The organism is Burkholderia cepacia ATCC 25416, assembly GCF_001411495.1.
Taxonomy (GTDB): domain Bacteria; phylum Pseudomonadota; class Gammaproteobacteria; order Burkholderiales; family Burkholderiaceae; genus Burkholderia; species Burkholderia cepacia.
Window position 1 is genome coordinate 510,454 of sequence record NZ_CP012983.1, and the last position, 20,890, is coordinate 531,343.

The 20,890-nt window shown below is 70.1% G+C and carries 18 protein-coding genes; 15 read left to right on the forward strand and 3 right to left on the reverse strand.

Going from position 1 to position 20,890, the window contains the following annotated elements; all coding sequences use genetic code 11:
• Nucleotides 1-152: 152 nt before the first annotated feature.
• From APZ15_RS34580 to yjfF, 4 genes are all read left to right on the forward strand, one after another.
• Nucleotides 153-1,115 (forward strand): ABC transporter substrate-binding protein, encoded by a 963-nt coding sequence (locus APZ15_RS34580; protein ID WP_027792872.1) that lies wholly within the window; start codon nt 153-155, stop codon nt 1,113-1,115.
• 72 nt (nt 1,116-1,187) lie between these two features.
• The gene (locus APZ15_RS34585) at nt 1,188-2,702 is read left to right on the forward strand and encodes a sugar ABC transporter ATP-binding protein (protein WP_027792871.1); all 1,515 of its coding nucleotides are present in this window, start codon (nt 1,188-1,190) and stop codon (nt 2,700-2,702) included.
• On the forward strand, nt 2,699-3,739 hold the full coding sequence (locus APZ15_RS34590; RefSeq protein WP_027792870.1) for an ABC transporter permease: 1,041 nt from the start codon (nt 2,699-2,701) through the stop codon (nt 3,737-3,739). Before APZ15_RS34585 ends, APZ15_RS34590 begins: the two co-directional genes overlap by 4 nt.
• Nucleotides 3,736-4,824, forward strand: coding sequence for a galactofuranose ABC transporter, permease protein YjfF (yjfF, locus tag APZ15_RS34595; protein WP_027792869.1), 1,089 nt, complete (start codon nt 3,736-3,738; stop codon nt 4,822-4,824). Before APZ15_RS34590 ends, yjfF begins: the two co-directional genes overlap by 4 nt.
• A 109-nt stretch (nt 4,825-4,933) precedes the next feature.
• Here yjfF and APZ15_RS34600 read toward each other — a convergent pair whose 3' ends face one another.
• Nucleotides 4,934-6,022: an aldose epimerase family protein gene (locus APZ15_RS34600; RefSeq protein ID WP_027792868.1), complete on the reverse strand. Its 1,089-nt coding sequence runs from the start codon at nt 6,020-6,022 to the stop codon at nt 4,934-4,936.
• Nucleotides 6,023-6,049: 27 nt separating this feature from the next.
• Complete coding sequence (locus APZ15_RS34605; RefSeq protein WP_027792867.1) at nt 6,050-7,243, reverse strand: XylR family transcriptional regulator; 1,194 nt, start codon at nt 7,241-7,243, stop codon at nt 6,050-6,052.
• Between the two features lie 264 nt (nt 7,244-7,507).
• On the opposite strand from APZ15_RS34605, the gene xylA reads away from it, so the two are divergent.
• The 6 genes from xylA (at nt 7,508) to APZ15_RS34635 (ending at nt 14,675) form a co-directional block, all read left to right on the forward strand.
• Entirely contained in the window at nt 7,508-8,830 is a 1,323-nt protein-coding gene (gene xylA / locus APZ15_RS34610; protein ID WP_027792866.1) for a xylose isomerase, read from the forward strand.
• Nucleotides 8,831-8,834: 4 nt separating this feature from the next.
• On the forward strand, nt 8,835-10,313 hold the full coding sequence (xylB, locus tag APZ15_RS34615) for a xylulokinase (protein ID WP_027792865.1): 1,479 nt from the start codon (nt 8,835-8,837) through the stop codon (nt 10,311-10,313).
• Nucleotides 10,314-10,428: 115 nt separating this feature from the next.
• The gene (xylF, locus tag APZ15_RS34620; RefSeq protein WP_027792864.1) at nt 10,429-11,457 is read left to right on the forward strand and encodes a D-xylose ABC transporter substrate-binding protein; all 1,029 of its coding nucleotides are present in this window, start codon (nt 10,429-10,431) and stop codon (nt 11,455-11,457) included.
• 58 nt (nt 11,458-11,515) lie between these two features.
• Entirely contained in the window at nt 11,516-13,075 is a 1,560-nt protein-coding gene (xylG, locus tag APZ15_RS34625; protein WP_027792863.1) for a D-xylose ABC transporter ATP-binding protein, read from the forward strand.
• Nucleotides 13,072-14,307: a sugar ABC transporter permease gene (locus APZ15_RS34630; protein ID WP_027792862.1), complete on the forward strand. Its 1,236-nt coding sequence runs from the start codon at nt 13,072-13,074 to the stop codon at nt 14,305-14,307. Before xylG ends, APZ15_RS34630 begins: the two co-directional genes overlap by 4 nt.
• 38 nt (nt 14,308-14,345) lie before the next feature.
• Complete coding sequence (locus APZ15_RS34635; RefSeq protein WP_027792861.1) at nt 14,346-14,675, forward strand: hypothetical protein; 330 nt, start codon at nt 14,346-14,348, stop codon at nt 14,673-14,675.
• A 182-nt stretch (nt 14,676-14,857) separates the two neighbouring features.
• On the opposite strand, the gene APZ15_RS34640 is transcribed toward APZ15_RS34635, so the two are convergent.
• Entirely contained in the window at nt 14,858-15,067 is a 210-nt protein-coding gene (locus APZ15_RS34640; protein WP_027792860.1) for a hypothetical protein, read from the reverse strand.
• A gap of 168 nt (nt 15,068-15,235) precedes the next feature.
• Here APZ15_RS34640 and APZ15_RS34645 point away from each other — a divergent pair, with 168 nt between their 5' ends.
• The 5 genes from APZ15_RS34645 (at nt 15,236) to APZ15_RS34665 (ending at nt 20,876) form a co-directional block, all read left to right on the forward strand.
• Complete coding sequence (locus APZ15_RS34645) at nt 15,236-16,732, forward strand: sensor histidine kinase (RefSeq protein WP_027792859.1); 1,497 nt, start codon at nt 15,236-15,238, stop codon at nt 16,730-16,732.
• The gene (locus APZ15_RS34650; RefSeq protein WP_027792858.1) at nt 16,714-18,099 is read left to right on the forward strand and encodes a sigma-54-dependent transcriptional regulator; all 1,386 of its coding nucleotides are present in this window, start codon (nt 16,714-16,716) and stop codon (nt 18,097-18,099) included. The genes APZ15_RS34645 and APZ15_RS34650 overlap by 19 nt, the downstream gene beginning before the upstream one ends.
• Before the next feature lie 168 nt (nt 18,100-18,267).
• Nucleotides 18,268-19,011, forward strand: coding sequence for a hypothetical protein (locus tag APZ15_RS34655; protein ID WP_027792857.1), 744 nt, complete (start codon nt 18,268-18,270; stop codon nt 19,009-19,011).
• A gap of 40 nt (nt 19,012-19,051) precedes the next feature.
• Nucleotides 19,052-19,597 (forward strand): hypothetical protein, encoded by a 546-nt coding sequence (locus APZ15_RS34660; protein WP_021163229.1) that lies wholly within the window; start codon nt 19,052-19,054, stop codon nt 19,595-19,597.
• Between the two features lie 13 nt (nt 19,598-19,610).
• On the forward strand, nt 19,611-20,876 hold the full coding sequence (locus tag APZ15_RS34665; protein WP_027792856.1) for an MFS transporter: 1,266 nt from the start codon (nt 19,611-19,613) through the stop codon (nt 20,874-20,876).
• The last annotated feature ends 14 nt before the right edge of the window (nt 20,877-20,890 follow it).

The window sequence follows — 20,890 nt, forward strand, 5'->3', positions numbered from 1 at the left end:
GAAGGTTATCGGACTTGTTCATAGACTGATGCGGGGCATGCAGACCGGGCCGGCCGCACGCGCCAGCCCGGTCTGCAGCCCGACCCGCATCCCCGCGCCACGCAGAACCACAACAGCGCAGCGGCATACAACGACATCATCGGAGACGGACCATGACATTCTTCAGGAAGCTGACGGCCGGCGCGATCGTCGCCGCGGCGACGGTGTTCGCGCACGGCGCGTTCGCGCAGCAGAAGCCGATCACGCTCGGTTTCTCGCAGGTCGGCGCGGAAAGCGCGTGGCGCACCGCGAACACCGTGTCGGTGAAGGGCGCGGCGAAGGACGCCGGCATCAACCTGAAATTCTCGGACGCGCAGCAGAAGCAGGAGAACCAGATTCGCGCGATCCGTTCGTTCATCGCGCAGAAGGTCGACGTGATCGCGTTCTCGCCGGTCGTCGAATCGGGCTGGGAACCGGTGCTGACCGAAGCGAAGGCCGCGCATATCCCGGTGATCCTGACCGATCGCGCGGTCGACGTGAAGGACCCGTCGCTGTACGTGACGATGATCGGTTCGGACTTCCTCGAGGAAGGGCGGCGCGCCGGCCACTGGATGGAAGAGCGCTACAAGAACGACGCGGGCCCGATCAATATCGTCGAACTGCAGGGCACCGTCGGCTCCGCGCCGGCCAACGATCGCCGCGCGGGTCTGCTCGAAGTGATCAAGAACAATCCGAAATTCAAGGTGATCGCGTCGCAGAGCGGCGACTTCACGCTCGCCGGCGGCAAGCAGGTGATGGAAGCGTTCGCGAAGACCTACGGCAAGCAGATCGACGTCGTCTACGCGCACAACGACGACATGGCGCTCGGCGCGATCCAGGCGATGGAAGAAGCCGGGATCAAGCCCGGCAAGGACGTGAGCGTCGTGTCGTTCGATGCGACGAAGGGCGGTTTCCAGGCGATGATCGCCGGCAAGATCAACGTCGACGTCGAATGCAGCCCGCTGCTCGGCCCGCAGCTGATGAGCGCGGTGAAGGACGTGGTCGCCGGCAAGCAGTTGCCCAAGCGGATCGTCACGAACGAGACGGTGTTCCCGATGAACGTCGCGGCGCAGGTGCTGCCGACCCGCAAGTACTGATGTCCCGCGCGGGCGGCGGCGCGGCTGCCGCCCGAGTCGCAACCGTTTCGCAACCGTTTCGACGGAGGGGTCATGACGCAATCGCCGGTGGTCGAGATGACCGGCATCGACAAGTCATTTCCGGGTGTCAGCGCGCTGCAGCGCGTGGACTTCCGGTTGTTTCCCGGCGAGATCCACGCGCTGATGGGGCAGAACGGCGCGGGCAAGTCGACGCTGATCAACGTGCTCACCGGCGTGCATGCGCACGACGCGGGCGAGATTCGCGTCGGCGGCCGGCCCGTGCGCTTCGCCGCGCCGCGCGAAGCCGAGGCGGCCGGGATCCAGACGCTTTACCAGGAAGTGAACCTGTGCGCGAACCTGTCGGTCGCCGAGAACATCTTCGCGGGCCGGCAGCCGATGCGGCGCGGCGCGATCGACTGGAACGCGATCCATGCGCGTGCGCGCGCGGCGCTCGCGGAACTCGACCTGTCTCTCGACGTCACGCGCTCGCTCGACGCGTACCCGATCGCCGTGCAGCAGATGGTCGCGATCGCGCGCGCCGTTTCCGTCGACGCGCGCGTGCTGATCCTCGACGAACCGACGTCGAGCCTCGACGACGGCGAGGTCGCGCGGCTGTTCGACGTGCTGCGCCGGCTGAAGGCGTCGGGCATCGCGATCCTGTTCGTCACGCACTTTCTCGAGCAGACCTATGCGGTGTCCGACCGGATCACCGTGATGCGCAACGGCGAGCGCGAAGGCGAGTACCTGGCGCGCGACCTGCCGGTCGACGCGCTGGTGGCGAAAATGACCGGCCGCGAGCGGATGTCCGATACGCTGCAGGCGGGTGCCGCGGCCGCCGCGCGCACCGCGGGCGACGCCGCGCCGTTCCTGTCGATGCAACAGGTCGGCCGGCGCGGGATGATGAGCGCGCTCGATCTCGACGTGCGGCCCGGCGAGATCGTCGGGCTGGCCGGGCTGCTCGGCTCGGGGCGTACCGAAACCGCGCAGCTCGCGTTCGCCGCGGAGCGCCCGGACACCGGCGCGATCGAGATCGACGGCACGCGCACGCGGCTTGCGTCGCCGCACGACGCGGTGCGGCACGGCATCGCGTACTGCCCGGAAGACCGCAAGAAGGAGGGTATCGTCGCCGCGCTGTCGATCCGCGAGAACATCATCCTCGCGCTGCAGGCGCGGCGCGGCTGGTGGCGGCTGATCGGGCGCGCGCGCCAGCGCGAGATCGCCGATTCGTATATCGCCCGGCTCGGCATCAAGGCGCGCGACGCGGAGCAGCCGATCGGCCTGCTGTCGGGCGGCAACCAGCAGAAGGTGCTGCTCGCGCGCTGGCTCGCGACGGACCCGAAACTGCTGATTCTCGACGAACCGACGCGCGGGATCGACGTCGCCGCGAAGTTCGACATCATGGAGCGCGTGCTCGCGCTGTGCAAGACCGGGCTCGCGATCCTGTTCATCTCGTCGGAGATCGGCGAGGTCGTGCGCGTGAGTCACCGGATCGCGGTGCTGCGCGACCGTCGCAAGGTCGCCGAGCTGACCGGCGCCGATGCGTCCGAGGAGCAGGTGTACCGTCTGATCGCGGGAGGCCAGTCATGACGCCGCTGCGCATGCTGTTTCGTCATTCGCTCGCGTGGCCGGTGCTGACGCTCGCGCTGCTGTTCGCGCTCGACGTCGCGCATCGTCCGGGTTTTCTGTCGATCGCACTGCTCGACGGCCACCTGTTCGGCGCGCCGATCGACATCCTGAACCGCGCGGCGCCGCTCGTGATCGTGTCGCTCGGGATGACGCTCGTGATCGCGACGCGCGGGATCGATATCTCGGTCGGCGCGATCGTCGCGATCGCCGGCGCGGCCGCGGCGATCGTGCTCGACGCCGATCCGTCGCGGGTCGGTGCCGCGCTGGCCGCCGCGCTCGGCGTCGGCTTGCTCGCGGGCGCCTGGAACGGGCTGCTCGTCGCGTTCGTCGGGATGCAGCCGATCATCGCGACGCTGATCCTGATGGTGGCCGGCCGCGGCGTCGCGCAGCTGCTGACGGGCGGCCAGATCATCCCGATCGGCGCGCCCGGCTATCTCGCGCTCGGCGGCGGTTATCTCGCGACCGTGCCGTGCGCGGTGTGGATCGCCATCGCGACGATCGCGGCGACCGCGCTGCTGGTGAACCGCACGGCGCTCGGGCTGTTCATTCGCGCGATCGGCGTGAATCCGGTCGCGACGCGGCTCGTCGGGCTGCGCGCGGGTGCGGTCGTGTTCGGCGTGTATCTGTGTTCGGGCGTGATGGCGGCGCTCGCCGGCATCCTCGCGAGCTCGAACGTGCGCAGCGCCGACGGCAACAACGCCGGGCTGCTGCTCGAGCTCGACGCGATCCTCGCGGTGACGCTCGGCGGCACGTCGCTGCTCGGCGGCCGCTTCAGCCTCGCCGGCTCGGTGCTCGGCGCGCTGATCATCCAGACGCTCACCTACACGACCTATTCGATCGGCGTGCCGCCGGAGGCGACGCTCGTCGTCAAGGCGGTCGTCGTGATCGTCGTGACGCTGATCCAGTCGGAGGCGGCGCGCGCGCTGGTCGTCCGGCATGCGTCACGGCTGCTGCCATCCGCGCGTTCGCGCGCCACCACCGGAGCGACGCCCCGATGACCCGATTCCTTGGCCGGCTCGCCGACCCGCGCACGCTGCCGATCGTCGTGACGATCCTGCTGTTCGTCGCGCTGTTCGGTTTCGGGTCCGTGATGTACACCGGATTTTTCTCGATGCAGGTGCTCACCGGGCTGCTCGTCGACAACGCGTTCCTGCTGATCGTCGCGATCGGGATGACGTTCGTGATCGTGTCGGGCGGGATCGACCTGTCGGTCGGCTCGGTCGTTGCGCTGACAACGATCCTCTGCGCGGTCGGCGCCGAGCGGCTGCACTGGCCGGTGTGGGTCATCGTGCCGCTCGTGCTGGCGTTCGGCGCGCTGTACGGCGCGGCGATGGGCGCGCTGATCCATTGCTTTCGCTTGCAGCCGTTCATCGTCACGCTTGCCGGGATGTTTCTCGCGCGCGGCGCGTGCTTCCTGATCACGACGCAGTCGATCACGATCAACGAGCCGACGTTTCATGCGATCGCGGGCATCAGCGTGCCGGTCGGCGGCGGCACGCTGAGCGCGGGCGCGCTGATCGCGCTCGCGACGCTGGCCGCCGCGATCTACGTCGCGCATTTCACGCGGTTCGGCCGCAACGTGTATGCGATCGGCGGCAACGAACGTTCGGCGCTGCTGATGGGCTTGCCGGTCGCGCGCACGAAGATCGGCGTGTACGCGCTGAGCGGCTTCTGCTCGGCGCTCGGCGGCGTGGTGTTCACGCTGTACGTGCTGTCGGGCTACGGGCTGCAGGCGCAGGGGATGGAGCTCGACGCGATCGCCGCGACCGTGATCGGCGGCACGCTGCTCACGGGCGGCGTGGGCTACGTGATCGGTTCGGTGTTCGGGGTCGGCATCCTCGGCACGATCCAGGTGCTGATCACGTTCGACGGCACGTTGAGCTCGTGGTGGACGCGGATCGTGATCGGCGCGCTGCTGTGCGTGTTCTGCGTGCTGCAGCGGGTGATCGAGCGGCATGCCGCGCGGCGGCGCACCGGCGGCACGGGGCTGGGCGAACGGCCGCGGCCGGCCGACGCCGCATCGGCACGGCCGGCCGGGACGGGCGAGGATGCGGCGCTCGTGTCGACGATGCGGCGCGCGTAGGGGATCACACCGGGATCACACCGGGGATCGCACCGCGCGTGCGGCGCAGCGGGGCGGGATCAACCGGGCAGCGGTGCGCGACGTAGCCGCGCCGCCGGCGCGCACCGCGTCAGGCGCGAACGCCGACGCGGTATTGCGTGGTCTGTCGATAGACGGCGCCCGGCTGAACGATGACGGCGTCGCGCAGGTCGTCCATGTTGACCTGATCCGGAAAACCGCCGGCTTCGACGCACAGCGCGGCGTGTCGCGCGCAGCGCGTGCCGCCGCTCACGCGCACGCCGTCCAGGTAGTTGCCCGTATAGAGTTGCAGGCCGCGCTGATCCGTCGACACGAGCAGCTCGCGGCCGCTTTCCGGGTCGTAGATCGCCGCGACGGGCCTGAGCGCGTGCGCGCCGTCGCGCAGCACGAAACAGTGGTCGAACCCGCGCGCCCGCGCGAGCTGCGCGTGCGGCCAGTCGAGGCGCGCGCCGAGCGGTGCGCTGTGCCGGAAGTCGAACGCGGTGCCGGTCACGTCGGCGGTGCCGGTCGGGATCAGCGCGTCGTCGACTTCGAGGAACGCGTCGGCGTCGATGCTCAGCACGTGGCCGCGCACGTCGCCGCCCGCGCGGCCGCTGAGGTTGAAATAACTGTGATTCGTCAGGTTCAGCGGCGTGGGCGCGTCGGTGACGCCGGTGTAGTCGATCGTCAGCGTGCCGTCGTCGTCGAGCGCGTAACGAACCTGCACGCTCACGTTGCCCGGAAAACCCGCGTCGCCTTCCGGCGAATCGAGTTGCAGCGTCAACCCGCCGCAATCGTCGACGACGGCCCAGCGCTGCCGGTGAAAGCCGTTCGCGCCGCCGTGCAGCAGATTGCCGCGCTCGTTGCGATCGAGCCGGTAGTCGACGCCGTCGAGCGTGAAGCGCGCGCCGGCGATCCGGTTCGCCCAGCGGCCGACCGTCGCGCCGAGGTAGGCGCCCGATTCGACGTATTCGGCGGGCGTGTCGTGCGCGAGCACGATGTCGGCGAAGCGTCCGGCGCGGTCGGGCGCGAGCCACGACACGACGGTCGCGCCGAGGTCGCTGACGACGACGCGCATCCCGTGCGCGTTACGCAGCGTGTAGCGCCGCACCGCGTCGCCGTCGGGCAGCGTGCCCCACGGTTCGGAAGGGACGCGTGCGACGCCGGGCGCCGGGCGGGGAGAGTCGGTATCGATATGCATGGGTGGATTCGATGGGTAAGGCCGGCTTCAGTGCGCGGCGATCGTGCGTTCCTGGTATTCGCGCGGCGTGCATCCCAGCTCGCGGCGGAATACCGCGTACATGTACTGAAGCGACGTGAACCCGCAGCGGATCGCGACTTCGGCGCTCGACGCCTGCCGGCCGGCAAGCAGCGCCTGCGCCGCTTCGAGCTTGTGGCGCAGGATTTCCTGGTGCACGGTGCGCTGCAGTTCGCGCCGGAAGTGCTCTTCGAGCAGCGAGCGCGACACGCCGACGTAGTCGGCGACCTGTTCCGTCTTGATGCCCTGGCACGCGTACTGGCGAATGAAATGGCGCGCGCGCATCACGTACGGGCTCGTGAGCGGCTGGTGGCGCGTCGATTCGAGCACGTTGATCCCGACGGGCGGCACGAGAATGCGCCGGTCGGGAAAACGCACGCCGCGCAGCATCTGGTGCAGCAGGTGCGCGGCGGTCCGGCCCATTTCCTCGGTGCCCTGGATCACGGACGACAGCGGGATGCGCGTCAGCGTGCGCGTGAGCGGATCGTTGTCGATGCCGATGATCGCGACCTGTTCCGGCACCGCGAGGCCGGCGATCAGGCAGGCCTGCAGCAGGTGCCGCGCGCGCGCGTCGGTCACCGCGATGATGCCGACGGGTTTCGGCAGCGCATGCAGCCAGCTGATCAGCTGCTCGATCGCGTGATTCCATGCCGATGCGCTCGTCGACAGCCCGCGGTAGATCGGCGCGTCGAGCCCGTCCGCGCGCGCGAGCCGGTCGAATGCCAGCTCGCGCTGCTGCGCCCAGCGGTTCTGCTGCGCGTCGGGCAGGCTGTACATCGCGAAGTGCGCGAGCCCGGCGCCGATCAGGTGCGTGTATGCGAGCGACACGAGTTTCGCGTTGTCGGTCGCGATATACGGCACGCCGTCCGGATACTGCGCGGGATCTTCGTAGGACGAGCCGAGCGCGACGATCGGCAGCGGCGAGCCGGCGAGCGCGTCGGCGACGGCCGGATCGTCGAAGTCGGCAATGATGCCGTCGCCGTCGAAATGCTCGATGCCGGCGAGCCGGCAGCGGAAGTCGTCCTCGAGGAACAGGTCCCACACCACGCGCGTCGAGCGCAGGTACTGGCCGATGCCGCTGATGATCTCGCGGTCGTAGACCTTGTTGGCGTTGAACAGCAGCGCGATGCGGTGCGGTGTCTGGCTGGAAGGGGCGCGGGTCATCTCGGTCTCGAGGCGCGTGCCGTGCGGGGCGTCGCGCCGTTGTCTCCGGGTGCGCGGACGGTGCCGCGCGCTTGTCTGGTGTCCGGCGATTGTAGGACGGAACGCGTGCGGTGCGCAGCGCGCTGGCAAGAAACGTTAAGCGTGCTGCGCAATTTCGCAATTGCGGGGGCGGGGGCGCGCGGGCACGATCCAGCCAGACCGAATTCGGCCCGCACGCCAACGCGCCGCGCGCCGCACTGCAACAAGAAACCGGACGGAGACGCCATGTCGTATTTCGAACAGATTCCCGCGATTCGCTACGAAGGTCCGCAATCGGACAACCCGCTTGCCTACCGCCATTACGACCGCACGAAGCAGGTGCTCGGCAAGACGCTCGAGGAACACTTGCGCATCGCGGTGTGCTACTGGCACACGTTCGTGTGGCCGGGGCACGACATCTTCGGCCAGGGCGCGTTCCGGCGGCCGTGGCAGCAGCCGGGCGACCCGCTCGAGCGGGCGCGGCAGAAGGCGGATGCGGCGTTCGAGTTCTTCACGAAGCTCGGCACGCCGTTCTATACGTTCCACGACACCGATGTCGCGCCGGAAGGCGACAGCCTGCGCGAGTACGTCGAGAATTTCGCGCGGATGACGGACTACCTGGGCGAGCGTCAGCAGGCCACCGGCGTGCGGCTGCTGTGGGGCACCGCGAACCTGTTCTCGCATCCGCGCTTCGCGGCGGGCGCGGCGACCAACCCGAATCCCGACGTGTTCGCGTGGGCGGCGACCCAGGTGCGCCACGCGCTCGACGCGACGCACCGGCTCGGCGGCGAGAACTACGTGCTGTGGGGCGGCCGCGAAGGCTACGAGACGCTGCTCAATACCGATCTCGTGCGCGAGCGCGAGCAGTTCGCGCGCTTCCTGTCGATGGTCGTCGAGCACAAGCACCGGATCGGTTTCAAGGGCGCGCTGCTGATCGAGCCGAAGCCGCAGGAGCCGACCAAGCACCAGTACGACTACGACGTCGCGACCGTGCACGGTTTCCTCACGCAATACGGATTGCAGAACGAGATCCGCGTGAACATCGAGGCGAACCACGCGACGCTCGCCGGCCATTCGTTCCATCACGAGATCGCGAACGCGTTCGCGCTCGGCGTGTTCGGCAGCGTCGATGCGAATCGCGGCGATCCGCAGAACGGCTGGGACACCGACCAGTTCCCGAACAGCGTCGAGGAGCTGACCCTCGCGTTCTACGAGATCCTGCGCCACGGCGGCTTCACTACCGGCGGCATGAACTTCGACGCGAAGGTGCGGCGCCAGAGCGTCGATCCGGAAGACCTGTTCCACGGCCATGTGGGCGCGATCGACGTGCTCGCGCTCGCGCTCGAACGCGCCGCCGTGCTGGTCGCCAACGACCGGCTCGACGCGCTGCGTCGGCAGCGCTACGCGCAGTGGGACAGCGCGTTCGGCCGCGAGATCCTGTCGGGCGGCTATACGCTGGAGTCGCTCGCCGCCGACGCGCTCGCGCGCGGCGTGAACCCGCAGCATGCGAGCGGCGGGCAGGAGCGGCTCGAGAACATCGTGAACCAGGCCATCTACGGGCTGCGCTGACGCCATGTACATCGGAGTCGACCTCGGTACGTCGGGCGTGAAGGCCGTGCTGCTCGACCGTGACGGCGTTGTGCGGGCCAGCGCGAGCCGGCCGCTGGCGGTGAGCCGGCCGCGGCCGCGCTGGTCCGAACAGGCGCCGCGCGACTGGTGGGACGCGACGGGCGGTGCGCTGGCGGCGCTCGTCGCCGATGCGCGCGCGGCCGGCATCGATCCGCGCGCCGTCGATGCGCTCGGCCTGACCGGGCAGATGCACGGCGCGACGCTGCTCGATGCGCAGGGCGACGTGCTGCGCCCCGCGATCCTGTGGAACGACGGCCGCGCGGATGCGGAGTGCGCGGAACTCGAGCGGCGCGCGCCCACGCTGCGCGCCGTCGCCGGCAATCTCGCGATGCCGGGCTTTACCGCGCCGAAGCTGCTGTGGGTGCACCGTCACGAGCCGGACGTATTCGCGCGGATCGCCCATGTGCTGCTGCCGAAGGATTATCTGCGCTACCGGTTGACCGGCGCGTTCGCGACCGATCCGTCGGATGCGGCCGGCACGCTGTGGCTCGATGTCGCGAAGCGCGATTACGACGACACGCTGCTCGCCGCATGCGGGTTGTCGCGCGCGCAGATGCCCGCCGTGTTCGAGGGCAACCGCATTACCGGCACGCTGCTGCCGGCCGTCGCACGCACGCTCGGATTGCGCGAGATCCCGGTCGTCGCGGGCGGCGGCGACAACGCGGCCGGCGCGGTGGGCGTCGGCATCGTGCGGCCCGGCGACGCGCTGCTGTCGCTCGGCACGTCGGGCGTCTACTTCGCGGTGTCGGACGGTTTTCGCGCGAATCCCGAATCGGCGGTTCACAGTTTCTGTCACGCGTTGCCGCGCACCTGGCACCTGATGTCGGTGATGCTGAACGCGGCCGGTTGCGTCGATTTCACCGCGCAGCTGGCCGGCTACGACGGCGTTGCCGCACTGCTCGCCGACGCGGAAGCGAACGCGTGCGCGGAGCGCCCGTGGTTCCTGCCTTACCTGAGCGGCGAGCGCACGCCGCACAACGACGTGAATGCGAAGGGCGTGTTCTACGGGATGACGCCCGATACGCGGCGCGCGGATCTCGCGAACGCGACGCTCGAAGGCGTCGGCTTCGCGCTGCTCGACGGGATCGACGCGCTGCATGCGGCCGGGCTCGCGCCCGACGGCATCACGGTGATCGGCGGCGGCTCGCGCAGCGCGTACTGGACGCAGATGCTGGCCGACCTGAGCGGCCGCGCGCTGACCTTGCGCGCGGGCGGCGAAGTCGGCCCGGCGCTCGGCGCCGCGCGGCTCGCGCATCTCGCGCTCGAACCGGATGCGCCGCTCGACGCGGTGTGCCCGCAGCCGCCGGTCGTCGCGGTACGGGAGCCCGACATGACACGCCACGCGTGGTATCGCGACGCGCGGCGGCCGACGTTTCGCGCGCTGTATCGGGCGCTCGAGCCGGTGTTTGCGACAGGCGCGTGACGGGCGTGTGACAGGCCGCACGAAGCCGTGCCGCGCGGTGGCAAGACGATGGGCGACCGGTTTCGGCGGCTGCCCGGCGTTCGTGGAGTAGTCCAATAAAGAGAGGAATGGAGACATGAAATCCGTGAAACGTCGTACGGTATTGAGCTCGCTTGCCGGCGCCGCTGCGCTGGCGATCCTGACACTGGGCGCCCCGCTCGCGCATGCGAGCAAGGACAAGCCTGAAATCGGCTTCTGCATCGACGACCTGCGCGTCGAGCGCTGGTCGCGCGACCGCGACTATTTCGTGGCCGCCGCGACGAAGCTCGGCGCGAAGGTGTCCGTGCAGTCCGCGGACGCGAGCGAGGCGCGACAGATCTCGCAGATCGAGAACCTGATCTCGCGCGGCGTGGACGTGATCGTGATCGTCCCGTTCAACTCGAAGACGCTCGGCAACGTGGTCGCCGAAGCGCGCAAGGCCGGCATCAAGGTGGTGTCGTACGACCGGCTGATCCTCGACGCCGACGTCGACGCGTACATCTCGTTCGACAACGAGAAGGTCGGCGAACTGCAGGCGCAGGGCGTCGTCGACGCGAAGCCGAAGGGCAACTATTTCCTGCTCGGCGGCGCACCGACCGACAACAACGCGAAGATGCTGCGCGAAGGGCAGTTGAAGGTGCTGAAGCCGGCGATCGATCGCGGCGACATCAAGGTCGTCGGCCAGCAGTGGGTGCCGGAGTGGAGCGCGTCGACCGCGCTGCGGATCGTCGAGGATGCGCTGACCGCGAACAACAACCGGATCGACGCGATCGTCGCGTCGAACGACGGCACCGCGGGCGGCGCGATCCAGGCGCTCGCCGCGCAGCACCTCGCCGGCAAGGTGCCGGTGTCCGGGCAGGACGCGGATCTCGCGGCGGTCAAGCGCGTGATCGCCGGCACGCAGACGATGACCGTCTACAAGCCGCTCAAGCTGATCGCGAGCGAAGCGGCGAAACTCGCGGTGGATCTCGCGAAGGGCACGAAACCGGCGTTCAACGCGCAATACGACAACGGCAAGAAGAAGGTCGACACGGTGCTGCTGCAGCCGACGCTGTTGACCAAGCGCAACGTCGACGTCGTCGTGAAGGACGGCTTCTATACCCAGGCGCAGCTGGCGAGCCAGTAACGACGCGGCGCGGGCGTCCCACCGGTGCGTCCGCGCGCACACTGCGAGGCATGAGCGAATGACCGAACCCTTGCTGACGATGCGCGGCATCGTCAAGGAATTCGACGGCGTGAAGGCGCTCGACGGCATCGACCTGGTGGTGCGGCCGGGCGAGTGCGTAGGGCTGTGCGGCGAGAACGGCGCGGGCAAATCGACGCTGATGAAGGTGCTGTCGGGCGTGTATCCGCACGGCACGTGGGAGGGCGAGATCCGCTGGGAGGGCGCGCCGCTCGTCGCGTCCGGCGTGCGCGACACCGAGCGCGCGGGCATCGTGATCATCCACCAGGAATTGATGCTCGTGCCCGAGCTGTCGGTGGCCGAGAACATCTTTCTCGGCAACGAGATCACGCTGCCGGGCGGGCGCATGAACTACGCGGCGATGGTGCAGCGTGCCGAGGCGCTGCTGCATGAACTGCGGATCGACTCGATCAACGTCGCGCAGCCGGTGATGAACTACGGCGGCGGCCACCAGCAGCTGATCGAGATCGCGAAGGCGCTGAACAAGCGCGCGAAGCTGTTGATCCTCGACGAACCTTCGTCGTCGCTGAGCGCGTCCGAAACGCGCATCCTGCTCGACATCGTGCGCGACCTGAAGCGCCGCGGCGTCGCGTGCGTGTACATCTCGCACAAGCTCGACGAGGTCGAGGCGGTGTGCGACACGGTGACGGTGATCCGCGACGGCCGCCATGTCGCGACCGAGCCGATGCGCGCGCTGACGACCGACCGGATCATCGCGATGATGGTCGGCCGCGAGATTCGCGATTTGTACCCGCGCGAGCCGCACGAGATCGGCGACGTCGTGCTGGAAGCGCGCCACGTGACCTGCCGCGACGTGACGAACCCGCGCCGCAAGCGGGTGGACGACGTGTCGTTCAGCGTGCGGCGCGGCGAGATCCTCGGCGTCGCGGGGCTCGTCGGCGCGGGTCGTACCGAGCTGATGCAGGCGATCTTCGGCGCGTATCCGGGCGCGTGCACGGCGACCGTGCTGATGAACGGCCGGCCGCTGTCGATCCGCACGCCCGCCGATGCGATCCGCGCCGGCATCGCGATGGTGCCCGAGGACCGCAAGCGCCACGGCATCGTGCCGCAGCTCGGTGTCGGCCACAACATCACGCTGACGGTGCTGCGGCGCTTCGCGGCGCGCGGGCGGATCGACGCGGCCGCCGAGCTGGACGCGATCCGCACCGAGATGCAGCGGCTGTCGGTGCGTGCCGCGCATCCGTTCCTGCCGATCGCGAGCCTGTCCGGCGGCAACCAGCAGAAGGCCGTGCTCGCGAAGATGCTGCTGGCCGAGCCGCAGGTGCTGATTCTCGACGAGCCGACACGCGGCGTCGACGTGGGCGCGAAAGCGGAGATCTACCGTCTCGTGTTCGCGCTCGCGAAGCGCGGCGTCGCGCTGATCGTCGTGTCGTCGGAAATGCCCGAGGTGCTCGGGCTCGCCGATCGCGTGCTGGTGATCGGCGAAGGCGAGCTGCGCGGCGACTTCGTCAACGACGGCCTGACACAGGAACAGATCCTCGGCGCCGCGCTGAAATCCGGCCGGCGGCCGACCGAACCCACCGCAACGAGTGCGACATGAATTCCGAACTTTCTTCCTCCACCCCGGCGACGCAGGACGCGGATGCGCGCCGTTCAAGCGGCCACGAAGCAGGGCAACCGGCCGGGCGCTCGACCGGCAGCCAGCTTCGCCAGATATTCGTGCGCTACAAGATCCTCGCGCTGCTGCTCGCGGTCGCGGCGATCTGGGCATTCTTCTCGGTGCTGACCGACGGCGCGTTCGTCACGCCGCGCAACGTGTCGAACCTGCTGCGGCAGATGTCGATCACCGGCATGCTCGCGTGCGGAATGGTGTTCGTGATCATCGCGGGCGAGATCGACCTGTCGGTCGGCTCGCTGCTCGGGCTGCTCGGCGGCGTCGCGGCAATCCTCGACGTGAACCGCCACTGGCCCGTCGCCGCGACGGTCCCGGCGGTGCTCGCGCTCGGTGTGCTGATCGGACTCTTCAACGGCTGGTGGTCGACCTACCGGCGCGTGCCGTCGTTCATCGTCGGGCTCGGCGGGATGCTCGCGTTTCGCGGGATCCTGCTCGGCGTGACGGGCGGCTCGACGATCGCCCCGGTGTCCGACGGCTTCGTGTTCCTCGGGCAGGGCTACCTGCCGCGCGTGGCCGGCGACGGCCTCGCGCTGCTGCTGTTCGCGCTCGTCGCGCTGCTGGTCGTGCGCCAGCGCGGCACGCGGCACCGCTACCGGCTTGCGGTCGCGCCGCTGTGGCAGGACGCCGTCAAGATCGTGGGCGCGGGGGCCGTGCTGTTCGCGTTCGTCGCGACGCTCGACCGCTACGGCGGCATCCCGGTGCCGGTGCTGCTGCTGCTCGCGCTGCTCGGTGTGTTCTCGTGGATCGCGACGCAGACCGTGTTCGGCCGACGCATTTATGCGGTGGGCTCGAATCTCGAGGCGACGCGGCTGTCCGGCGTCGATACCGACCGAGTGAAGCTCGCGATCTTCGCGCTGATGGGGCTGATGTGCGCGTTCGCCGGCATCGTGAACACCGCGCGGCTCGCGGCCGGTTCGCCGTCGGCGGGCACGATGGGCGAACTCGACGCGATCGCCGCGTGCTTCATCGGCGGCACGTCGATGCGCGGCGGCTCGGGCACCGTGTACGGCGCGCTGATCGGCGCGCTCGTGATGGCGAGCCTCGACAACGGCATGTCGATGCTCGACGTCGACGCGTACTGGCAGATGATCGTCAAGGGCGCGGTGCTGGTGCTGGCGGTGTGGATCGACGTGGTGTCGCGGTCGAACCGGCGGTGAGGCGTCGCGCCCTGGCCGCCCGTCAACGGGAGGTGGACATGAAACGGAACACGGTACCGATGCGCGGGATCTCCATGCTGACGGCGTCGCCGCTCGCGACGCCGGCCGTCGAATACGATCACGGGGCCGCGCTCGGCCTGGGCGATCCGCGCGACCGCCGGATCATCGCGGATGCGCTGCGCACGCTGTTGCGCGAGCGCTCGGAAGCGCTCGCGTTCGCGATGCGCGTGGCGGACGAGCACGATCGTCCGAGGCCGGACGCGAACGATTTCGCGCTGACCGACATCATCCGGCTCGCGCGCATCGTCGAGCGCGCGGAGCGATACGGCGACGCGATGAACGAGCCCGTCCCGGGCGCTGCGCGCTGATACATGAATGGCCTGGCGGCGCCGTTTGCGCGAGATTGCGCGAGGTTGTGCGTCGACCGAACAATTTCGCACTGGAAAGCGGCTGAAGCAGGCGTCGACACGATCCGTGGTCGCGGCCCGGCTCGTTTTGCCGTCGCGGCGGTTCGCGACGGCGAAACCTCCCGAACGCGCGCGGGCGACCGTTACGGCAGCGGAGCACCCCACACCGCGGTCACGTCGCCGCCGAGCCGCCATTCGCTGAACGGGCGGCGCGGCGCGATGATCGCCGGCAGGCGGCGATCGCCGAAGCGCGCGTAGTACGGCTCGACCCAGCTCAACTCGTCGCGGAACGCCCACGGGAACAGGTCCTGACTGACCGGCGTGATCGTCCTGAAACTGTCGGGATTCTGCACCGCGTCGGGCCGGAGGCAGTCTAGCGGTTCGATCTTTCAGCGGCCTTTCCCGATGGCGGCCGCTGCCGTCCGGCGCGATGTCCTGCCCGATCCGGCAGGCCGGCGGCGCGGGTCCCGGCGTCGTATGCTTTACGTTATCCTGTCGCCCTCGACCGCCTGCCCGATCCGATGAAGCGTCCGCCGTTTTCCACTCAACTCGTCATGCTCTGGGCGCTCGTCGCGACGCTCTGCGCGACGCTCGTCGCGGTCGTCTGGGTGATGGCCAGTTCCGCCGAAGGGGAGCAGATCGCCGGCGCGCGGGCCGCGGGCGAAGCGGCCTGCGAAGCGGTCGCGTCGCGCTACGATGCGTCCGCGCCGGCCGGCGCGCAGCCCGATTCGGCGCTGATGCATGCGATCCTCGATATCGTCCTGGCGCGCGCGCCGGACATGGAAGGCGGTTTCTGGGCGGCCGGCGGCGCACCCGCGGCGAGCGGTTTTCTCGCGTATTCCTTTCCGACTTATCAGGGCAGCGGCATCAAGCGCGACGTGCCGGACGCGGAAACGCCGCTGATTCTCCGCACGCTGCGCGCGGCCGCCGCGACGCGTGCCACGACGTCGAATGCGGTCGAGGGCGCGCAGGATGCCGTGATCGCGGCGGCGTGTCCGGTCCGCGCCGGATCGGGCCTGTTCGTCTGGATGCTGACGCGCGCCCGCCCGCCGCTCGGCCGGCACGGCGAGCTGCTGGCGACGGGCCTTGCCGGCGTGCTCGCGGTGATTCTCGCGATCGCGGCGGCGCTCGCCATCGCGCTGCGGCGCTGGAAAGGCAATCTCGCGCGGATCGAAGCCGGGTTGGCGCCCGACGGCCGCGCACCGCACCTGCCGTATGTCGGCGAGCCCGATCTCGACCGGATCATCGATGCGTTCAACGCGCATGCACGGCGCGCCGAGCAACTGCAACAGCAGGCCGCCGAACTCCGCACGCGGCTCGCGCAGGCGGAACGCTTCGGGATGCTCGGCAAACTGGCCGCGCAGGTCGCGCACGAGATTCGCAACCCGATGGGCGCGATGCGCCTGAAAGCCGAAAACGCGCTGGCCGGCGACAGCCGACGGCAGCAGGACGCGCTGCGCGTGATCCTGGCGCAGATCGAACGCATCGATGCGCAGCTGTCGGGCCTGCTCGCGCTGACGCAGCCGGTCAGCCCGCATGCGACGCGCGTCGACGTCGACGCGTGGCTCGCGCAGGTCGTCGACACGCACCGCGAGTTGGCGCAGCGACAGGCGATCGATCTCGCATGGCTGCCCGGCGAGCAGGGCGAACGCCTTGCGCAGCCCGCCGCGTTCCCCATGTTCGATCCCGACCAGATGCGTCGCGCGCTCGACAACCTGTTGCTCAATGCACTGCGCCATGCCGGCGACGGCGGTGCGGTCACGCTCGCCGCCGCGCGTCGCACGTTCGCCGGACGCGACTGGCTGAGGATCACCGTGTCGGATACCGGCCCCGGGGTTCCCGCCGAGCAGCGCGAGCGGATTTTCGAGCCGTTCGTGACGGGGCGGGCGGACGGCACCGGCCTCGGTCTTGCTGTCGTCCGCGAAGTGGCCGCGGCGCATGGCGGCCAGGCCTGGCTCGACGACGTTCCGCACGGCGCATCCTTCGTCATTGAAATCCCATGGCAACCATCCTCATAGTCGACGACGACGCGGCATTTCGCGACGGCCTGGCCGAGACGCTCGCCGATCTCGGTCATCGGGTCGTCGAAGCCGAAGCCGGGCGCGCGGCGTTGAGCGCGCTGCGCGACGGCGGCCGCGTCGATTGCATCTTTCTGGATTTCCGCTTGCCGGACCTCGACGGGCTCGCGGTGCTCGCGCAGCTGCGCGACGATCCCGCACTGGCCGCGATTCCGGTCGTGATGCTGACCGCCCATGCGACCAGCGACAACACGATCGACGCGATGCGGCTCGGCGCGTTCGATCACCTGACCAAGCCGATCGGGCGTCGCGACATCGCACAACTGCTCGCGCGCGTCGTTTCCGCGAACGCGCCGCCGGCGGCCGTCGAGCCGCACGGCGGCGGGTTTGCGCGCGAACCCGCGTCGGCCCGCCCCCGGCTGCTGGGCGTGAGCGCCGCGATGCGCGATGTGCAGAAGCAGATCGGCCGGGCCGCGACGAGCGACGCGACCGTGCTCGTCACCGGCGAGACGGGCACCGGCAAGGAAGTGGCGGCGCGCGTGTTGCATGCCGCGTCGATGCGGCATGCCGGGCCGTTCGTCGCGGTCAACTGCGCGGCGATTCCGGCCGACCTGCTCGAAAGCGAACTGTTCGGGCATCGACGCGGCGCGTTTACGGGGGCGCACGTCGATCGCGCCGGGCGGCTCGTCGAGGCCGACGGCGGCACGCTGTTTCTCGACGAGATCGGCGACATGCCCACGGCCATGCAGGCCAAGCTGTTGCGCGCGCTGCAGGAGCGCGAGGTGACGCCGCTCGGCGCGGATCGTCCGACGGCGATCGACATCCGGGTGGTGGCCGCGACGCACCGCGATCTCGCCGAGGCCGTCGCGAACGGCACGTTTCGCGAAGACCTGTTCTACCGGCTGAACGTGATTCCGCTGCACCTGCCGCCGCTCGCGGATCGCGTGGCCGACATCCTGCCGCTGGCCGCGCATTTCCTGGCGTGCGCGGCAGGCGCGCGCCCGTTGCACCTGACGAACGACGCACAGCGGGCGCTGCTCGATCATCGCTGGCCCGGCAACGTGCGTGAGCTGCGCAACGTGATGGAGCGGGCGGCCGCGCTGGCGCCCGGGCCGGCCATCGGCGCGGCCGATCTCGGGTTCGGCGTCGTGGCGGCGCCGGCGCCCGGCGGCGACGCGCTTGCGCTGCCCGCGCCGCTGTTCGACATGCCGTTGCCCGACGCACTGGCGGCGGTCGAGCGCGCCGCGATCCTGCGCGCGCTCGAGCGCGCGAACGGCAATCGCGCGGAGGCGGCACGGCAGCTCGGCATCGGCCGTCAGTCGCTCTATGCGCGCATGGCCCATCTGGGTATCGAGCGCGACGAGTAGCGGCGCCATGACGCCTGTCGGGATTCCCGACAACGGCGGGTAACACGTGTCGGGAATCCCGACACGTTGTGCACGGTTCATCGTTCGATACGCCGCCCGGCGGGCGCATGCGTGCTGGCACGCATGTTGCAGATATCACGGCATCGCAACCCGTTGCCGGAGCCCGTCATGAAGTCGATCCCACGCGCCGCCGTTCGCCGCAGCTGTGTCGGACTGTGTGCCGCCGCGCTGATCGCCGCGGCGACCGCCTGCGCCGCGCAGGTTCCACCCCCGCCGCCTGCGGACGAACCGCCCGGTGCGCCGCCGCGCGCCGGTTTCGAACCGGCTCCTCTTTCGCCTCCGCCGCTGTCGCCCGTCGCCTCCGACACGCTCGTGTCCGGCACGCTCTCGCGCCTGACGATCAACCCGGAAGGCGCGGTCGACGGTTTCGTGCTGACCGACGGTACGCTCGTCGGCGTGCCGCCGCATCTCGGCACGCAGCTGATCGCGCTCGCGCGGCCGGGCGACCGGGTAACGGTGGCCGGCGAACGTCGCGCCGGCGACGACATCCACGCGCGCGTCGTGCGCAACGACCGCAGCGGCGCATCGTTGTCCGACCAGCCGCCGCCATCCGCCGCGCCGATGCCGCCCGCGCTGCGCGGCGTCAATCTGGCCCGGCTCAGCGTGTCGGGTGTCGTGCGGCGCGTCATGCGCGCACCACGCGGCGAGCCGGACGGCGTGATGCTCGACAGCGGCGCGATCGTCAAGCTGACGGTGCCGGCCGCGCAGCAGTTCGGCGCGCTGCTCGTACCCGGCGCGCGCGTTGCCGCGGTCGGATACGGCACGCGCAATGCCTACGGCGAAGCGCTGCAGGCCACCGCATTCGGCTCGCCGGGCCGTGTCGTGAATCTTTATGACGACGTCGTGCGCTGATCGCACGTCGTTTTCCTGCCATCCCACAAGGAGTCCTGCCATGCACTGGATCGATCCCGCCTGCCTGCCCGAAACGCGCGGCCGCGTCACACAGTTCCTGCTCAACCCGCACGGGGACATCGACGGCCTGATCCTGAACGGCGACCTGCAGGTTCACGTGCCGCCGCACCTGGGCCGCGAACTGGTTCGCCATGTCGAGGTGGGCGACCGCATCCGCGTGCGCGGCGTCAAGTCGCGCGGCGCCGCGATGATCGTGGCGGTGCAGCTGACCGGGCGCCACGGCGTCGACATCGTCGACAACGGGCCCGTGCCCGGTGCGCCGAAGCCGCCGCATGGCGGCCGCAAGCTGATGGAGATGAGCGGCGAAGTCGCGTTCGCGCTGCACGGCCCGAAAGGCGAGCTGAACGGCGCGTTGCTGACGAACGGCGTCGTGCTGCGGATGCCGCCGCATGCGGCAGCCGAGCTGAGCGACTATCTGCGCGCCGGTATCCATGTCATGGCGTGGGGGCAAGGCGTCGTCACGCGGTACGGCGCGGTGCTCGAAGTGAGCGAGATCGCCGAGCTGGTCGATGTGGACGACGAATGACTGCCCGTCGACGATGAGAGCGGCGCGCGCGCTCGAGGCGCTCAATTTCTTCCTGGCCGACGTGCAGGCCGGCATCGGCCCGTTCATCGGCGTGATCCTGCTGTCGCGCGGCTGGAGTGCCGACGCGATCGGCTCGGTCATGACGCTGGCCGGGCTCGCCGCGATGGCCGCGACGCCGCCGGCCGGCGCGCTCGTCGATGCGCTGCGCGCGAAGCGCGCGCTGATCGTCGCGGCCACCGCCGTGACGGCGCTGGCCTCGCTGGCGCTGATGTTCGCCGACGGTTATCCGGCGGTGGCGGCGTCGCAGATCCTGGCCGCCGTCGGCGGCGCGGCGCTGGCGCCGGCCGTCGCGGGCGTGACGCTCGGCATCGCGCGCCGGCAGGGTTTCGACCGGCAGTTCGGCCGCAACCAGATGGCGAACCATGCGGGCAACGTGGTCGGCGCGGCGCTCGCCGGATGGCTCGGCTGGCATGCGGGATTCGACGCGGTGTTCGCGCTCGTCGCCGTGTTCACGCTCCTCGCGATCGCGAGTACGTTGGCGATTCCCGCACGGGCCATCGACCACGCGTGCGCACGCGGCCTCGACGTGGACCATGCCGAGCCGCGAACGCATGCCGTGCGCGATGATCCGCCCATGGGCGCGTCGGCGCCGCCCGCCGGCGGCTTGCGCACGCTCGCCTCGAACCGGCCGCTGCTCCTGCTCGGCGCGTCGCTCGCGCTGTTTCATCTCGGCAACGCGGCGATGCTGCCGCTCTACGGGATGGGCGTGGTCGCCACGCATCGCAGCAACGCGAGCATGTTCACCGCGCAAACCATCGTCATCGCGCAGCTCGTGATGATCGCGGCCGCGTGGGTCGCGCCCCGGCTGATTCGCGCGCACGGTTATTGGCGCGTGCTGCTGCTTTCCTATCTGGTGTTGCCGGTGCGGGGCGTGATTGCCGCCGTGCTGATGAGCGAGGCGGGCGTCTGGCCGGTGCAGGTGCTCGACGGCATCGGTGCCGGCCTGCAAAGCGTCGTCGTGCCGGCGCTCGTCGTGCGCCTGCTGCACGGCTCCGGCCGCGTGAACGCCGGGCAGGGCGCCGTCGCGACCGCGCAGGGGATCGGCGCGGCGCTCAGTCCCGTGCTGGGCGGCGTGCTCGCGCAGCACTTCGGTTATCCGGTCGCATTCGTCGTGCTGGGCGCCGTGTCGACGGGCGCGCTCGCGCTCTGGCTCGGTCACGCGCGAGCGCTGAGCAGCGTGTGCGGCAAGCCGGCCGACCTGCCGGCCGCGTCGTCCTGAACGTGCTTTCCTTC

Bases quoted from the DNA above. Each gene is read 5' to 3' on its own strand.
- APZ15_RS34580 (WP_027792872.1), top strand. From the start codon at position 153: ATGACATTCTTCAGGAAGCTGACGGCCGGCGCGATCGTCGCCGCGGCG.
- APZ15_RS34585 (WP_027792871.1), top strand. From the start codon at position 1,188: ATGACGCAATCGCCGGTGGTCGAGATGACCGGCATCGACAAGTCATTT.
- APZ15_RS34590 (WP_027792870.1), top strand. From the start codon at position 2,699: ATGACGCCGCTGCGCATGCTGTTTCGTCATTCGCTCGCGTGGCCGGTG.
- yjfF (WP_027792869.1), top strand. From the start codon at position 3,736: ATGACCCGATTCCTTGGCCGGCTCGCCGACCCGCGCACGCTGCCGATC.
- APZ15_RS34600 (WP_027792868.1), bottom strand. From the start codon at position 6,022: ATGCATATCGATACCGACTCTCCCCGCCCGGCGCCCGGCGTCGCACGC.
- APZ15_RS34605 (WP_027792867.1), bottom strand. From the start codon at position 7,243: ATGACCCGCGCCCCTTCCAGCCAGACACCGCACCGCATCGCGCTGCTG.
- xylA (WP_027792866.1), top strand. From the start codon at position 7,508: ATGTCGTATTTCGAACAGATTCCCGCGATTCGCTACGAAGGTCCGCAA.
- xylB (WP_027792865.1), top strand. From the start codon at position 8,835: ATGTACATCGGAGTCGACCTCGGTACGTCGGGCGTGAAGGCCGTGCTG.
- xylF (WP_027792864.1), top strand. From the start codon at position 10,429: ATGAAATCCGTGAAACGTCGTACGGTATTGAGCTCGCTTGCCGGCGCC.
- xylG (WP_027792863.1), top strand. From the start codon at position 11,516: ATGACCGAACCCTTGCTGACGATGCGCGGCATCGTCAAGGAATTCGAC.
- APZ15_RS34630 (WP_027792862.1), top strand. From the start codon at position 13,072: ATGAATTCCGAACTTTCTTCCTCCACCCCGGCGACGCAGGACGCGGAT.
- APZ15_RS34635 (WP_027792861.1), top strand. From the start codon at position 14,346: ATGAAACGGAACACGGTACCGATGCGCGGGATCTCCATGCTGACGGCG.
- APZ15_RS34645 (WP_027792859.1), top strand. From the start codon at position 15,236: ATGAAGCGTCCGCCGTTTTCCACTCAACTCGTCATGCTCTGGGCGCTC.
- APZ15_RS34650 (WP_027792858.1), top strand. From the start codon at position 16,714: ATGGCAACCATCCTCATAGTCGACGACGACGCGGCATTTCGCGACGGC.
- APZ15_RS34655 (WP_027792857.1), top strand. From the start codon at position 18,268: ATGAAGTCGATCCCACGCGCCGCCGTTCGCCGCAGCTGTGTCGGACTG.
- APZ15_RS34660 (WP_021163229.1), top strand. From the start codon at position 19,052: ATGCACTGGATCGATCCCGCCTGCCTGCCCGAAACGCGCGGCCGCGTC.
- APZ15_RS34665 (WP_027792856.1), top strand. From the start codon at position 19,611: ATGAGAGCGGCGCGCGCGCTCGAGGCGCTCAATTTCTTCCTGGCCGAC.